Source organism: Pseudoalteromonas aliena SW19 (genome assembly GCF_014905615.1).
Taxonomy (GTDB): Bacteria; Pseudomonadota; Gammaproteobacteria; order Enterobacterales; family Alteromonadaceae; genus Pseudoalteromonas; species Pseudoalteromonas aliena.
This window is the reverse complement of the sequence record NZ_AQGU01000025.1, coordinates 139,743-156,014: the sequence shown is the minus strand read 5'-3', so window position 1 is coordinate 156,014 and position 16,272 is coordinate 139,743. Positions and strand designations below refer to the sequence as shown.

Annotated in this window: 9 protein-coding genes; all 9 read right to left on the bottom strand. The window is 39.2% G+C overall.

Going from position 1 to position 16,272, the window contains the following annotated elements; genetic code table 11:
- Positions 1-4 precede the first annotated feature (4 nt).
- A complete protein-coding gene (locus tag PALI_RS06260) occupies positions 5-244 on the bottom strand; it encodes a glutaredoxin family protein (protein WP_193155277.1) in 240 nt (79 codons plus the stop codon).
- On the bottom strand, positions 237-2,354 hold the full coding sequence (gene rlmKL / locus PALI_RS06255) for a bifunctional 23S rRNA (guanine(2069)-N(7))-methyltransferase RlmK/23S rRNA (guanine(2445)-N(2))-methyltransferase RlmL (RefSeq protein WP_193155276.1): 2,118 nt from the start codon (positions 2,352-2,354) through the stop codon (positions 237-239). Before rlmKL ends, PALI_RS06260 begins: the two co-directional genes overlap by 8 nt.
- A gap of 91 nt (positions 2,355-2,445) precedes the next feature.
- Entirely contained in the window at positions 2,446-2,976 is a 531-nt protein-coding gene (locus tag PALI_RS06250) for a cell division protein ZapC domain-containing protein (RefSeq protein ID WP_077537789.1), read from the bottom strand.
- Positions 2,977-3,105: 129 nt separating this feature from the next.
- Entirely contained in the window at positions 3,106-4,116 is a 1,011-nt protein-coding gene (gene pyrD / locus PALI_RS06245; RefSeq protein ID WP_193155275.1) for a quinone-dependent dihydroorotate dehydrogenase, read from the bottom strand.
- 120 nt (positions 4,117-4,236) lie between these two features.
- Complete coding sequence (locus tag PALI_RS06240) at positions 4,237-9,078, bottom strand: NAD-glutamate dehydrogenase (protein WP_193155274.1); 4,842 nt, start codon at positions 9,076-9,078, stop codon at positions 4,237-4,239.
- Positions 9,079-9,287: 209 nt separating this feature from the next.
- Positions 9,288-11,609, bottom strand: coding sequence for an efflux RND transporter permease subunit (locus tag PALI_RS06235; RefSeq protein ID WP_193155273.1), 2,322 nt, complete (start codon positions 11,607-11,609; stop codon positions 9,288-9,290).
- The gene (locus tag PALI_RS06230; RefSeq protein WP_193155272.1) at positions 11,609-12,604 is read right to left on the bottom strand and encodes a WD40/YVTN/BNR-like repeat-containing protein; all 996 of its coding nucleotides are present in this window, start codon (positions 12,602-12,604) and stop codon (positions 11,609-11,611) included. Before PALI_RS06230 ends, PALI_RS06235 begins: the two co-directional genes overlap by 1 nt.
- 130 nt (positions 12,605-12,734) lie before the next feature.
- A complete protein-coding gene (locus PALI_RS06225) occupies positions 12,735-14,099 on the bottom strand; it encodes a DUF1329 domain-containing protein (protein WP_077539010.1) in 1,365 nt (454 codons plus the stop codon).
- A gap of 13 nt (positions 14,100-14,112) precedes the next feature.
- Positions 14,113-16,209 (bottom strand): DUF1302 domain-containing protein, encoded by a 2,097-nt coding sequence (locus PALI_RS06220; RefSeq protein WP_193155271.1) that lies wholly within the window; start codon positions 16,207-16,209, stop codon positions 14,113-14,115.
- Positions 16,210-16,272: the final 63 nt, after the last annotated feature.

The window sequence follows — 16,272 nt, the reverse complement described above, 5'->3', positions numbered from 1 at the left end:
GCTCTTATTCTGTTTGCGCTAAAAATTCACGCACACTGTGTGAGGTAAAAGGCCAAAACAACTGTTCGCCATGTTCACTTTTTAATACAGGAATACTGATTTGATACTCAGCTATAAGCTGCTCATCGCTCATAATATCGATTAGTAATAACCCACTAGTATCACTAAGTACCTCAGTGATAAGTTGCTCAGCTTGTTCGCACAAGTGGCAACCATCCGTGTGATATAAAACCCATTTAGCCATGCGTAATTAACCAGCTATTATGGATTTTTTTATTGCGCTTAAAATCGGGTGATAATGTTTTATCTGAAATATTAACGGCTTTTAAACCTAAACCGATCAGCCCGACTTCATCCATCACAAAGCCACGTTTGTTATTAGAGAAAATTAACGTACCCGATGGGCTTAAAATCTTTTTAACCCAGGTTAATAATTTAATATGATCACTTTGCACATCAAATGCATCTTTCATACGCTTTGAATTAGAGAAAGTCGGCGGATCTAAAAATATTAAATCGTATTGCGCGGTTGCATGTTCTAACCATTTTAAGCAGTCTGCTTGTTCAAAACGGTAACGTGTATTATTAATACCATTTAAATCAAAGTTATCTTGGCCCCATTTTAAGTAGGTCTTTGATAAATCAACGGTAGTAATGGCTTTAGCGCCACCTAAGGCTGCATGCACAGACGCTGTACCCGTGTAAGCAAACAAGTTTAAAAAGCGTTTATCTTTGGCATTTTCTTGAATGTAACGACGCATTAAACGGTGATCTAAAAACAATCCAGTGTCTAAATAATCAAATAAATTGACTTTAAACTTAGCGCCAAATTCTTCAACAACCATAGTACGGTTTTGTTTAGACATTGCCGTATATTGATCTTCACCCTTTTGTTTTTTACGCACTTTTACAGCAATATTTTCTGGGGCAATTTCAAGCTGTTGAGACGTTAAACTGATTACATCTTGCAGGCGTTTTTCTGAGGTTTTTTCATCGATTTCTTTAGGCGCCGCGTATTCAAAAATAACCGCTGAATCACCGTAAATATCCACAGCAACATTGTATTCAGGGATATCCGCTTCATATACTCGGTAAGCATCCACTTTATTTTGTTTAAGCCAATTTTTTAAACCGTGTTTATTCTTTTTTAAACGATTTGCAAATGACGTTGAGCCTTCAAAATTAAGTGCTTTTTTGTCATCTGTCGTTAGGCTTACTTGCTTATCATCTAATTGATATAAGTTAAGTTCAACGTCAAGCGGGCCATTTTTAAACTTATAACGCTTAAGGCGAACTAGTTTTAAAAGTTTAAATAAGCTCTCATCCATGCCTAGTAGGGCAAGTTTCCAGTGATTAAAATGCTTTTTAAAGCCAACACCTAAATTACGGTGTAAGTCTACAAGTTCAGCCATAGAGCCAATACGCTCACCATACGGTAAGTTTGAAATGACCACACCTGGTAACTTAGCAACTGCAGTCAGTTTGGTTGCATCGCTTTGTTTAAATTTAATAACGTCATCAAGCTCAGCACGTTTTGCATTATCAATAGCTTTACTTAACACTTGCTCATCGTAATCGTGACCAATTAACCACAATTTAGGATCGGTAATATTAGCAAGTAACTCTTCTTTTAGTTCTTTAAATTTGGCGGCTCTAAAGCTCGGCAAACGCTCAAAAGCAAAACCTTCACGGAACAAGCCCGGTGCTTCATTTCGTGCCATACCAGCAGCTTCAATTAAAATAGTCCCCGCACCACAACATGGATCAAATAAAGGCTGTTTTACATTTTCAAGCCAACCACTGCGCTTAATTAGAGCGGCTGCTAAATGTTCTTTAATCGGTGCTTTACCTTGACCTTGACGGTAGCCACGTTCAGATAAGCGGGGGCCAGAGTAATCAATATACATTGATACACCATAACGATTTAAACGTGCAACAACACGTACGTTAGCATCTTGCTTATCTACATTTGGGCGCTGTTCGAATAAATCATTAAAGTAATCAACTATCGCATCTTTAATTACAAGACCAGAAAACTGTGTATTTTTTAATGAATCATTTGTGCCATTGAAGTCAACTGCGAATGTTTGCGTTGGTCCAAACCATTCTTGCCATGGCTGCGAACGCGCAAAGTTGTACAGGCTACTTTTGTCATCTACGCCTTCTTTTTCTTCAATAAGCATAAGCACACGCGTAGCAAAACGACTTGATAAACAAACCTTTTGCGCTAGTAATGAGTCAGCCTCAAAACGAACTGAACCCACAGTTTGCTTAGACACCGTTGCGCCAAGCTCTGTTAGTTCATCAACCAATAAATTTTCGATTCCGATAGAAGTAAGTGCGATAAATTGCAAAGTAGTAACCCTTAATAGCTAATTGCGCAGGATTATATCATAGGTTGGCATACAAACACGCCATAAACACGTGCATATAAGGTAAATTTGGTTAGGCGGTTTGGCTTTGATATTGCTGATTTAAGATAGGGTGTACGCGGTTATTCAAAATACGGATAACTTCAAACTGCGTTAATGATAAATTTTCATCCAGTTTAAAGTCCTCACTCAGGTTTAAACAAATAGAAGCATCAGGGCAATGCTCCACAATAAGAAAATCACCCGATTGTGCTTTAGATGTTAATTTTACAATCGCTTCAACACTAGGATCTGAGCCAGTATACTCTTTAAAAAACCAACTTTTAGCTAAAACTGGCTTTAAATGGTATTTTACTGCAGTTGCATTAAGTGATATTTGGCATATTTTTGCAGGACTCCACACGTTAAAGCCTACTAAATAGTTATAAACTTGCTCGTAAAACGCGGCATCCTCCACGCTAAAGTAAGGGTTTTTAAATACAGAGTCGGTTAATAACCTTAGTTTATAGGGGGTGCACAACTGCATATCGTCATTTAAATCAAGCAGTAAGCGATTTTTATCGGCACAAGCAATCCATTGCCATTGCTTTGATGCTTGTAACATATAACCCCCCTTACTTAAGTGATGTAATTAAAATAATACAATAAGCTTAGAGTATAACTGCTTTTAACCATTATATAAATATTTACTTAGAACATTTATCGAACGATCAAAAGCTTAGATAGCAGATCCTTATAAGCCATTTACAATTGATTTTACCAATTGCGGTCCTTTATAAATAAATCCGGTGTAAATTTGCACTAAATCTGCTCCGGCATTTATTTTTTCCTTTGCCGATAGCGCATCATCAATACCACCTACCCCTATTATTGGTAGTTGCCCGTGAGTTAAACGTTTTAACTCACTTACCACGTGCGTAGAGCGCTCTTTTACTGGGTGTCCTGATAACCCACCCGCTTCATCAGCATATTGCTGACCAATCACTGCGCTTCGCTCTAACGTGGTATTAGTGGCAATAACACCATCAATTTTGTTGTTAATCAAAGACTCACTTACTTGCTCAATTTGGATCTGATCCAGATCGGGCGCAATTTTGACAAGCATGGGGACTTGCTTATTATATTTTGCGATTAAATCTAACTGTTCATTTTTCAAACTTTGTAATAAATCATCCAGCGCCGCACCGTACTGCAGATCACGAAGGCCTGGGGTATTGGGCGATGAAATATTCACTGTGATGTACGAAGCATGTTCAAATACTTTGCGCATGCAATGAATATAGTCATCCTTACCTTGTTCATTCGGTGTGTCTTTATTTTTGCCAATATTAATGCCTAGTATGCCATTGTATTTTGCCGCTTTTACATTGGCGACTAAGTTATCAACACCTTTATTATTAAAACCCATTCTATTGATAATCGCATTTGACTCTGGCAACCTAAAGATACGCGGCTTATCATTTCCTATTTGAGGACGAGGTGTAACGGTACCTACTTCAATAAAGCCAAAGCCCATTTGGCTAAAGGCACCAATACACTCAGCGTTTTTATCAAGCCCTGCTGCAAGTCCCACTGGGTTTTTAAATTCAAGGCCTAAAAAATTAACAGGCTTGTCTGCAACATTTTGTGACCATGCGGCTTTTAAAGGGGTGTGTGCAAAGCGACGAAGATTATTGAGGGCAAACTCATGGGCCCACTCTGCATCACGAGTGAACATAAACCGGCGAGCTAAATCATAAAACATCAAGATAATCCTCTAATAAATAACAGACAAAAAAATACCTCAGACAAGGCTGAGGTATTGTATAACAATTTTAATGATTAACTTATTATTTACGAAAGAAATAATAACCCAAATACTAAATTATTTAACAGATGTATCGCAATTATGGCTTAATAACATCAGTTCACGGAGCGCTACAGAAAACTTAGCGAAATCGTGGCTTTGTGATGTTTTAAATTCAGCCAGCATTTGCTTCCAACGTAGAAGCAGTAATTCTTGGCTATCCATCCATTGATCAATTTGGCTATCTACATCGCTATCGTCACCTTCAAAGCTATTTAATACAACTTCAGATAACGTACGTTGTTGCCAATCTAATTCTTCACGGTAAGAAGAACGAGCAAGTGCTTGCCAATGGTTAGCAACAGGTTGATTTGTGATTTGATCTAAGAACCAATGTAGCCCCATTCGCGCACCTAACTTGAAGTAAGTGTTAGAAACCATTGCTATATTACGACCTGTTTTACTTGCTACTTCAGCTAGGTCCATTACAGAGAACAAGCTTGATAACGACACAATGCGTTCAGCAATCTGACGAGGTACACCGTCTTCTATCAGTTTATTCGCTTCAATAACAATACGGTCATTTTCTTTTTCGACCATATAGTTTCCTAGGTTATCACTTAGGTCTTTAAAGGTTGGTGCAAAATGCGCAATTGCTTGTTCAATCGTTTGCGCTTTATTTCTATGGCGTAGGAACCAACGCGTAGTACGACGTACAGTACGGCGTAATTGATACAGCATTTCAGTTTGTACTGCTGACGGTATCTTATTATCTAGCGCACTAATTGATGACCAAGTATCACGCATCTCGAAGATTTCACTGGCAATTGAATAACACATTGCAATTTCAGCTTCGTTTGCACCGGTTTCTTCATGCATACGAACCATAAAGTTCAAACCCATATCGTTGACGATATTATTAGCCAACTTAGTCGCGATAATTTCTTTACGAAGCGGATGATTATTCATCGCATCGTCAAATTTCTCGCGTAGCGGGCGTGGGAATGACTTAACAAGCAGCTGACGGTAATAAGGGTTTTCAGTAATTTCATCACTTACTAACGTCTCTTTCAATACCATTTTAGCGTATGAAACAAGCACTGAAAGCTCAGGACGAGTTAGATCTTTACCTGCTGCTGCACGCTCAGCGAGTTCTTCATCACTAGGGATAAACTCAATTGCACGGTTTAATTTGCCCTCTTTTTCAAGTGCATGGATAAAGCGTATTTTCTCTTTAAGCGTAGAAGTACCTTTAGACTGCGTAATTGAGATGGTATGCGTTTGACGATAGCAGTCTTTTAGCACTAACTCAGATACTTCATCTGTCATCGAATAAAGTAATTCATCTCGTTGTTTACGTGTTAAATCACCTTCTGCAACTAAGCCATTAAGTAAAATCTTAATGTTAACTTCGTTATCTGAACACGCCACACCGCCTACGTTATCAATAAAGTCTGTGTTAACACGACCGCCTTTTTCAGCAAATTCTATTCGCCCTAGTTGGGTCGCACCTAAGTTACCACCCTCGCCTATAATTTTCGCACCTAATTCTTTACCGTTAATACGTAGTGCATCATTTGCACGATCCCCTACATCAGCATCGGTCTCTTTTGAATTTTTAATGTATGTTCCGATACCGCCATTCCACAGTAAATCGAAATTCATCATTAATGACGCTTTCATTAATTCATTTGGTGTCATGCTTGCTTTTTTCGTGCCAAGCATTTTCTTCATTTCAGGACTTAATGTGATTGATTTAGCCGCACGAGAGAAAATACCACCACCGGCAGAAATAAGGTCTTTATTATAATCTTCCCAAGAAGAGCGCGGCATATTAAATAAACGCTCACGTTCAGGGTATGATTTAGCAGCATCTGGGTTAGGATCTACAAAAATATGCATATGGTTAAATGCAACTTGTAAACGGATGTGTTTAGATAACAGCATACCATTACCAAATACGTCCCCCGCCATGTCACCAATTGCAACAACGGTAAAGTCTGTCGTCTGACAATCAATATCCATTTCACGGAAATGACGTTTTACCGACTCCCATGCACCTTTAGCGGTAATACCCATCTTCTTGTGGTCATAACCGACAGAGCCACCTGAAGCAAATGCATCGCCCAGCCAGAAATTATATTCGTTAGCAATACCGTTTGCGATATCTGAGAACGTAGCAGTTCCTTTATCGGCCGCAACCACTAAATACGCATCGTCTTCATCGTGACGTACAACATCTTTAGCCGGCACTATTTCACCGCGCTCAATATTGTCTGTAATATCTAATAGACCACGAATAAAGATTTTATAGCACTCTTGCCCTTCTTTAATAAACGCTTCGCGTTCAGTCGGTAGCTGTTTACATACAAAACCACCTTTAGAACCAACAGGTACAATTACTGTATTCTTAACTTGTTGTGCTTTAACTAAGCCAAGTACTTCAGTGCGGAAATCTTCACGACGGTCTGACCAACGAAGTCCACCACGCGCTACTTTTCCGTAACGTAAATGCACACCTTCTACGCGAGGCGAATAAACAAAAATCTCAAATGCTGGTAGAGGTAATGGCACATCCGGAATTAAGCTAGGTTGAATCTTAAATGAAACATACGATTTAAACTGCCCTTGTGCATCTTTTTGATAATAGTTGGTACGAAGTGTAGCTACAATCATATCAACATATAAACGGATAATGCGGTCATCATCAAGGTTCGCTACATTCTCAAGTTCTAAGTAAACCTGAGCAATAAGTTTCTCTATTGTTTTTGCACTGGCGGGTGCTTTAACTGAGAATTTTTTAGCAAATAAGTTAACAATCTGCGCGGCAATGTTTGGGTAGTTAGCAAATGTACTTTCAATATACGTTTGCGAGAAGGTAACACCAATTTGGCGCATGTATTTAGCATAAGCGCGAAGAATTGAAGCTTCACGTCCAGCCAAGCCACCCATGAGTACTAAACGGTTAAAACCATCATTTTCTAAGCGATTAGCCCAAACATTAGTTAACGCTGCGCGAAAACGAGCAGACACTTTATCAAAATCAGCCATCCCTTTACTGTCTATCAGCATAGAGAAATCCATGATCCAATTAATGCGACCATCACTGGTTTTAACTGAGTAAGGTGTTTCACCTACAACACGTAAACCGAAGTTTTCAAGCATCGGCATTACATCCGATAAATGAATCGGCTCATCTTTATGGAATAAGCTTAAGCGTACAATATTACTGTTGGCTTCTTCTTGCGGGCGATAAAAAAGCATTTCCAGCTTATTTTCATCGGTTAGTAATTCTAACTTTTCAATATCGACAACGGCTGCGCTAGGTAAAACTTCATCTTTATATGAGCGCGCAAATGCATTGCAATATTTACGATTTAAATCGTTTCCGCGTGCTTCGCCAGCAGATTCTAGCAATGCAGATTGTAATTTATCTTCCCATGTTCGGGCAGCTTCTACTAAGTTGTTTTCGATGTCTTTCACATTATATTCGATATTGTTGTCGGTCACACGAACGGTATAATGAGTACGCGCCAGTGTTGACTCAGAAAAATAAGTAGTAAATTCGACTTTGTCGTCAGAATTAAATGCATTGCCTAAAATAGCTTGCGTTTCTCGGCGTAATGCTGTGTTGTAACGCTCTCGTGGTACATACACCATGCAAGAGAAAAAGCGACCATAGGCATCTTTTCGCACAAATAAGCGGCACATATCACGTTCTTGTACCTGTAAAACACCGGTGGCAACTTCTAACAGCTCACTTTCACGTGCTTGAACAAGCTCATCACGTGGATACGTTTCTAAGATATTCAGTACCGCTTTGTACGCATGCGTGCCTTTAGCAAAATCACACATATCCATGATGCGATTAATTTTACTTTTAAGAACAGGTACATCTGAGGCGCTGTTGTTATAAAAATTTGATGAGAACAAACCAATAAAGCGATCTTCACCAATAACATTACCTTCCTCATCAAAGCGCTTAATGCCAACGTAGTCGATATAAGCAGGACGGTGAACGCGAGAAAGTGAATTTGTTTTTGTTAAAATAAGCAAATTGCTACTGCGCGCTTCTTGACGTGCCACTTCTGGTAATTCAGAAAGTAAGCGCGTGTGCTCTTCAGTCGAGTTTTTCATCAAACCAAGGCTTGTTTCCATTTTACCTTTAAGTTGATAATCACCCTGCACTGGGCTTAACTCATATTCGCGGTAACCCATTAAGGTAAAGTTATCTTTAACTAACCAATCTAAAAATTCGACTGTTTCTGATACTTCACTTTCATTTTTATTGTGGCTACGCTTTGGCAGCGCTTTATTTACCGCAATTAATTTTTTGCGAATTGGTTGCCAGTCTTCTACCGCAACAGACACATCAACAAGGACTGACTCTAATTCTTTCTTAAAAGACTCAATCACAGAAGAATCTGTTTGACGGTCAATTTCAATAAAAAACACTGTTTTTGTTGATGTTGATTCTTGCTCTGCTTTTAAATTTGATAAGCCCGATATTTTAGCGTTTTTATCACGCTGAATTTTAAGTGGGCTATGAAGTAGTAAATGAGAGGCGATATTTTCGCGAGTCATGGCCATACGAACTGAATCAACTAAAAACGGCATGTCTTTAGCAATAATCTCAACAATTGTATGTGATGACTGCCAGCCATCTTTTGCCACTTCTGGATTAAAAACGCGAATAACAGCGTCGTCGTTAGTATTTTTTTCTAGCGAATTCCAAAGGCTTAGTGCAGCGCCATATAAGTCACTATCGTTGCGGTTTGCCAAATCCTCTTTAGACATATTGCTGTACAAGGCTTTGGCGAATTTTTCAACGAGTAACACATTATCAGCGTGAACTTTTTTCTGGATCAGCTTACAGACATTATCTAGGATAACCGAGGCTTGGCCTTCATTTCGTGTCATTGTATGTTCCTTAATCTATTACTGCTCAGGAGCAGGAATTTTGTACAGCCATTTATTAGCGTGGAGTCAGTTAAATTCTAACCCTTTTACAACTAATAAACAGCCTTTTCGATGAAAACATTTTAAGCATTTCAGCTATTTGGTCATCTATTCACAAAACATAGATATAAATGGCTATTCCTAGCCATTTAGGAGCAAAATTATTCACATTATTTTTTCTGGTCGGTCCAGAGCAGGCTACCAATTGCAGGTAATAACAGTACTGCGCCTAGCATATTTACTAAAAACATGAAGGTAAGCAGTATTCCCATATCCACTTGGAATTTTAAATCAGAGAAAATCCACGTACTTACACCGATAGCTAGAGTAATACCAGTGAACAAGACCGCACTACCACGTTCAACTAGCGCATTACGATACGCCACTGAAAGCGGTACATTTTGCTTTAGCTGGCCCATCATCGATGAGAGTATATAAATACCGTAATCGACCCCAATACCAACACCTAATGCAATTACGGGTAATGTAGACACTGTTAAACCAATTTCCAGTTGTACCATTAGTGCTTGTGCAAGTGTTGAAACCACATAAAGTGGAAGGACCACAGCAATCGTCGCTTTTACACTTTTAAAACTCAGTAAGCATAAAATAATTACAGCGCCATAAACATATAACATCATCGGTATCTGGGCTTCAGATACCGATTCATTCGTAGCGGCCATTACACCAACTGGACCCGATGCTAATTTAAAGGCTACTTTATCTGTGCCTTCCTCTTGTGCAAATTGCTTAACGCTCTCTATTACACGGTCAATAGTTTGTGCTTTATGATCATTTAAAAAGATAATCACTGGCATAACAGAACAATTACCGTTTAATAAACCAGTACTTGTTTCTACGCGAGAGGTAGACTGGACTAAGCTTGCCGAATTACGTGGTAAACTTTGCCATTTTAGATTTCCTTCGTTATAGCCTGCATTTACCGACTGTGCCACAGAACTTAAACTAACCGCAGATTGTACACCAACAACATTTTCTACCTTGTATTGGAAACGACTGATACGTTGCATCACATCGTGCTCAGTACACGCCGCTGGGTAAGCTTCTACTATTACTTTTAAAATATCAGATGAAATAGTGTATCTATCCGAGATCAAAAAAGTATCTTGATTATAACGAGCATCTTGATGCAGTGATGGCGCACCTGCATGTAAATCACCAATGCGCATTTTATCTGCTTGCCAGTAACCTAACGCAAATAACACTAACGTAAATCCGATAATCATTTTTGCGACTTTAGGGTCAGTTGCTTTGACAAGTAAATCTCTAATTTTATCGAGCATATTAGGCTTGTTAGCATCGCCTGATTGAATATGCACGCTGCCTTCAAACTTCATGTACGAAGCCCACACAGGTAATAAAATTAAATTAGTAAATATAATTACGGCAACACCTAAGCTCGCTGTTATAGCAAGTTCTCGAATTATACCGATATCAATAGTGAGTAACGTTAAAAAGCCAACCGTATCAGATAGCAAGGCAATGCCACCTGGCACCAGTAAAGATCGAAAGCTCGATTGACAACAAATACGTGTACTTTTGCCTTCACCTACTTTTTTGCCAATGGCATTGATCATTTGCACACCATGACTTACGCCAATAGCAAACACCAAAAATGGCACCAAAATAGACATAGGATCAAGGCCAAAGCCTAAACTAGAGAGTAGACCTAACTGCCAAATAACGGCTATAATTGAGCAGGCAATAGGTAAAATAGTTAGTTTTAAGCTACCACAAAATAACCACACCATGATAAACGTAAAGGCAATCGCTATAGCAAAAAATAGTACGACCCCTTTTGCACCCTCAGCAATATCCCCCGCCATTTTAGCAAAGCCAATTATATGGATACTGACTTTGTCAGTACTTAGAGGTTCACGAAGTTCATTTTCTAACTTTTGCGCAAATAAAAGCGTATCTAGTTTTTGCTGCGTTTGTGGATCAGTTTCTAGAAGCTGCGCTGTGACCATCGCACACGAATAATCACTAGCAACCATTCGCCCAACGACTTTTGCTTTTTCGATGTTTTCTTTAACAACGCCTAAACCACGCGCATCCGCTGTAAAGTTTGCAGGAATAATAGGGCCGCCGGCAAAGCCATCTTCAACTACTTCGACAAAACGAGCACTGGGAGAAAATATTGAGTTTACTAAAGGACGATTTACACCTGGGATAAAATAGAGTTGATCGTGAACCGCTTTCAATTGCGTGAAAAACTCAGGGTTAAATATATTCCCGCTGTCATCACACACCGAAATTAAAATGCTATTTGCACCGCCAAATTGTGTTTCGTGTTTCGTGTATACCTTCATGTATTCATGGTTTAACGGAATATTTTTGTTAAACGAGGCATCAAGTTGGATCTGTGTCGCTTTAAATACGAGGAAACACGTTATAAGTGCAAAACTTATAAGCATAATCAAACGATGCCTAAAAATCGCTTTTTCTATAAAATCTAATATTTTATGCATTAAGGGGTCAACTCCTTCACTTTAATGCCGTTTTCTGTTGCCATGATTAACTTATTATTTGAAATCACGCCATCAAGAATTGCTTTACCATCTGCTAGTTGCTCATAAGTGAGCAGCCCATCTTTTAAATGAAAAATCACACCACTGTTGGCCAACATTAACCATTGTTCATTGTTATAATTGAGAATACTGTTAATGGTTGCCGTTTTAACATTTTCTAAATGTTGCCAATCTTGCTCTTCGCGCTGCTTAGTAAATACATTACCACGTAAGCCTGCAACAACTTCGAGTGCGTCATCTGAATTAAACGCAAAAAATGAACCTGGGTAAATTTCTTCTATACGCTGCCAAGTAAGGCCTGCATCCATACTTTTTGCCATTAAGCCCATTTCACCAACCAAAACCAACCCACTTGCACTTTGTTCTATCCGATTAAAGTGTGGCAAGATTGACGCTGTTTCAGCATCGTATGCCTGTGGATCATTTTCTTTTAAATCATTTAAGTATTCTCTATCTTCACTAAAAAGTAATGAATCTAGAAAACGTTTTTGCCAATGCGCACCACCATCACTGGTTTGATAAAACATGCCATAAGCCCCCACAGCAAAGCCATGCAAGTCGTCTTTAAAAAGAATATCTAAACATGGTTTGTCTAATTGTGGGCTAGATTGTTGTAGCTGCCAGTTTACACCACCATCCGTTGTATTAATTATTGTCGCATCGTGACCACATGCCCAACCATTATTGTCACTACTAAAATCAACAGCAGTAAGTAAAACTTGAGTTGGTACCACGTCAGCTTGTTGCCATTGAGCTCCATCAGTACTTCTAATGATCGTGCCATGCTTCCCTACAGCAATTAAGTGTGTATCTGTACTCGTGATATCGGTTAAGAGGGTTTTATCTGCATTGATCACGTTAATAGCATTTTTAGGAGCATCTTGCGCAATACTCGCACCGCTTATAATTAGGCTGGCATATACCAAATACTTCATAAGTTTTAATCGCCTTGAACTGAGGAATTGTTTGTCTTTAATACTGAGGAAAGTCCAGCGCGTTAACAAGACAAACGCGATGAGAAAGGAAAAAGGCACCTAACCAATTAGTTAGATGCCAACTTTAGGACTATTTACCAGCGCGACGTAGTGCACTTGAAGTAAATTCGTTATCGTTAAACGATTGCGAAAAGTCGTACATTTTCTCTTGATTATCTAAACCAATTGCTAAGTATCGACGTGAATTCAAATCATGATAAACTTCTAAAGTACTCCACTGTGTAGGCACTTCGTAGTAATTAAGACCATATGCCATTGCAACACGGTACAGTTGATCACGGTTATCATAAATATCAGTTACCTGAACTTGCCAGCTATCTTCATCAATATAAAAAACACGCTTTTTATAAATATGACGAGTGTCGTCTTTTAGGTTAGCTTCAACAACCCAAACACGGTGCTTTTCGTAACGCGTATGTGCAGGATTAATATGGCCAGGCATTAAAATGTCATCGTATTTAAGCTGATCGCTATGAAGTTTATAACTATTATATGGAATATAAAGTTCTTTTTTACCCTTCAACGTCCAGTTATAACGATTAGGCGAACCATTGAACATATCAAAATCATCAGTCGTACGTAAGCTATCAGCGGCTGTACCTGGTGCATCATATGCAACATTTGGCGCGCGACGCACACGACGTTGTCCTGAGTTATAAGTCCACGCTTGTCTTGGTGTTAATATTTGATCCATTGTTTCATGAACAAGTAATGCAGTACCGGCTAAACGCGCAGGCTCGGTTACTTTTTGTTTAAATTTAAACAAAATATTTGAATCTTTTAACTGAGCAGGCGTTGCACTTGGATCTGAATATTTAACTAATAGCTGTTCATCAAAACCAACATAGTTGTAAGAACCCGATGCTGTAGGAGCCGCTTGACCACCAAAACGTTCGATAGACTGACCTCGGTAACGCAATAAGTGGTTCCAAATTGCTTCTAAACCCGTTTTTGGAATAGGAAATGGCGTCCCAATTGCAGTACTTTTAATGCCATTACCTTCTTCAACTAACTCAGCCGTTGTTGCAAACTGTTTTGTTGCATCATAAACAAACTGAGGGAAAGACGCTGAACGGCGTGTTTCGTAAATTGGCATTTTGAATGTATCAGGATACGTTTCAAATAATGCAATTTGCCCAGGGCTTAAGTTCGCTTTGTATTTATCGATATTACTTTTATCAATAGTGAAAAGCACTTTATCTGTTGCAAAGGGGTCAAGGTGATGCATACCAGGCTCATAACCTGCCGGAGCAGTCGTTATGCCATTATTCCAAGCAGGAATAGATCCATCAGCATTGCCCGCCTTCTCTGCACCAAGTGGTGTTAAGTTTTGGCCTAATTGTGCAACTTCATCAGCAGTGAGTTTTGCTAGTGCTGCATTGCTTGCAAACAAACTACAAAAAGCGGTTGCGATGAGGGTAGGTTTTTTTATCATAATCATGTTACCCCTAGATTGAATATTTTAAATTGAAAGAAACGTAGTCGCGGTCTGAAAAAGTATTTATATCACCGCCGCCCCAAAAAGAGTTATAGCTCACATCAAGTGACCACGCATTTTGATAGTTAAAGCTCATAGTGGCACCTAATGATTTACGGTCTTCAAGGAACAAGAACATAGGATCAGGTGTACTACCATTTACATCGTGAGAGAAAACAAAGCGTGGTGAGAAATTAATACCATTATAAATATTATAATAATCACCTTTAGCAATCAGCCGGTAACCCCAAGAGGATGCAGTCGCAAATGATTTTTGTTCAGCACCATTAGACAATCCCATTTGCAACGTTGAGTAATCACTTGCATTAGGGCCTGAAATTCGACCACTTCGTCCAGTACCTGAAATATTTAAACGCGTCTCGTCATATGAGGGCATGTTATTAACACGCACACCACCAATCTCACCTACCACAGCCCAACTATCAGCACCTAATGAAGGACCAAATAAATGAGTAGCAGTAAACTGTAGTTGCGATGTATTTCGCTCAATGTAACCTTTAGCTAGTTCTCCAGGTCCTACAGCACTAATCGCATCGCCAATACTTAACTGTGAAATACCAGCAAATTCAGGACGAAGCCCAGCAACAGCAAGTTGCTCTGGCATAGCTGCATAAAGCAGTTCAACATCATCTATTTGCAGTGGCTCATCTTCGCGAAAAGTAAACTCACCTGCAAAGGCAGTCTCACCCAGTGACGTATTAAAACTCAAACCATAGAGTTTAATATCTTCAGGGTATTCGTTGGTCGCTTTAGAAAACGCTCTTAAATCTGATATATTATCAGGTGTGATTTCTGTAGTAGAGAGCATCGCTAAGTCTTGTGCTATAGAGGCTTGCGTAAAGTTTGAGACTCGACCAGAAATGAGTGGGCGGCTGCTATGGTAATTGACATGGTATAACGCAATTTCGGTGTCATAAAAGTCAGGTAAAAACATACCTAAGCGCAAACCATACTGGCCACCATCGTCAGGCTCTGATTTACCCTCATCACCTTTACCCTTTAACGCAACTTTAGTTGGATGGGCAAGGTACATATTTGAAAGCAATTCTTGGCCTTCAGTGCTCGAGGGGTCAATACCGCGAGCTGCAGCGACTTGAGCAAAATTAGTCGTTAAATTATTTAAGCTGCTTGTTAAAAATGCTAAATCGATGTCAGGGTTCGATGTAAAACCTAATTGAACGTTTTGTTGATAGCCGTTTTCAGCCGCAAAGTCATTCGTTGAAAAATAAGTTCCCGCTGCTGGTAAACGTGTTTCATGCCACTGGTACTGATAAAAACCTTCAAGAGTTATATTTTCAGTAATACCAAGTGAAGCCCATAGCATGCCAACAGGAATAAAAGCTTCTTTGAGCTCTGCACCTGGCGCTTTTAAACGCGCAATATCAACTGGGTTTATATTGATACCGTGAGAAATAAGTGTGCTTTCCCCCCAGTTAACAACTTGTTGACCAATGCGGATTGATAAAGGATTATTACCATCATTAAAATCAAAATTAGCCCACACATACGCATCTAATAAGCGAATATCTGCACAGCTTTGTTCTTTAGTATCTTTATCATCACACGGATCAACGCCTTGACCTGATGTTGGATTAACGTAAGCATGATCGCTATCCATTAACGCAAAGTCATAAAAGTACATAAAGCGGGTAAACAAACCGTAGTTATCTTTGCTAATTGATAGGTCGTGTGTGCCTTTTAACAGTTTTGAAAATGAATCACCACTGTCGAAGTTTAACCCACCGGCGTCACCATTATTTGAATAAGAGCCTGGTTGTGCCCACACATCTTGCGATGAATAGACAGTGTTTATTGCAGGATTATAACCCGTCCAATTAAACGCTGGATTATTACTTTTACCTATTAGGTCAAAGTTTCTATTTTCTACACGGACACTTTGCCCGTAAGAAAAAGTAGAGTCGAAGGTTATATCAAAACCTCCAGCTTCGAATGTTACAGCTTGTGTGCTGGCTGCAGACAACCCTAAGCTAGCGGCTGCTATGCTTAAAGCTATTTTGTTTCGAACAAAAAGCGATCTTCTTATCATTGTGGTTCCCCCCTGTCGCGGGTCATTTTGTGTGATCAAATTATTGTTTTTAGTGTAATCATA

Excerpts from the sequence above, each read along its gene's own strand:
- PALI_RS06240 (WP_193155274.1), bottom strand. The coding sequence starts at position 9,078 with ATGACACGAAATGAAGGCCAAGCCTCGGTTATCCTAGATAATGTCTGT.
- PALI_RS06225 (WP_077539010.1), bottom strand. The coding sequence starts at position 14,099 with ATGATAAAAAAACCTACCCTCATCGCAACCGCTTTTTGTAGTTTGTTT.
- PALI_RS06220 (WP_193155271.1), bottom strand. The coding sequence starts at position 16,209 with ATGATAAGAAGATCGCTTTTTGTTCGAAACAAAATAGCTTTAAGCATA.
- PALI_RS06230 (WP_193155272.1), bottom strand. The coding sequence starts at position 12,604 with ATGAAGTATTTGGTATATGCCAGCCTAATTATAAGCGGTGCGAGTATT.
- pyrD (WP_193155275.1), bottom strand. The coding sequence starts at position 4,116 with ATGTTTTATGATTTAGCTCGCCGGTTTATGTTCACTCGTGATGCAGAG.
- PALI_RS06260 (WP_193155277.1), bottom strand. The coding sequence starts at position 244 with ATGGCTAAATGGGTTTTATATCACACGGATGGTTGCCACTTGTGCGAA.
- PALI_RS06235 (WP_193155273.1), bottom strand. The coding sequence starts at position 11,609 with ATGCATAAAATATTAGATTTTATAGAAAAAGCGATTTTTAGGCATCGT.
- PALI_RS06250 (WP_077537789.1), bottom strand. The coding sequence starts at position 2,976 with ATGTTACAAGCATCAAAGCAATGGCAATGGATTGCTTGTGCCGATAAA.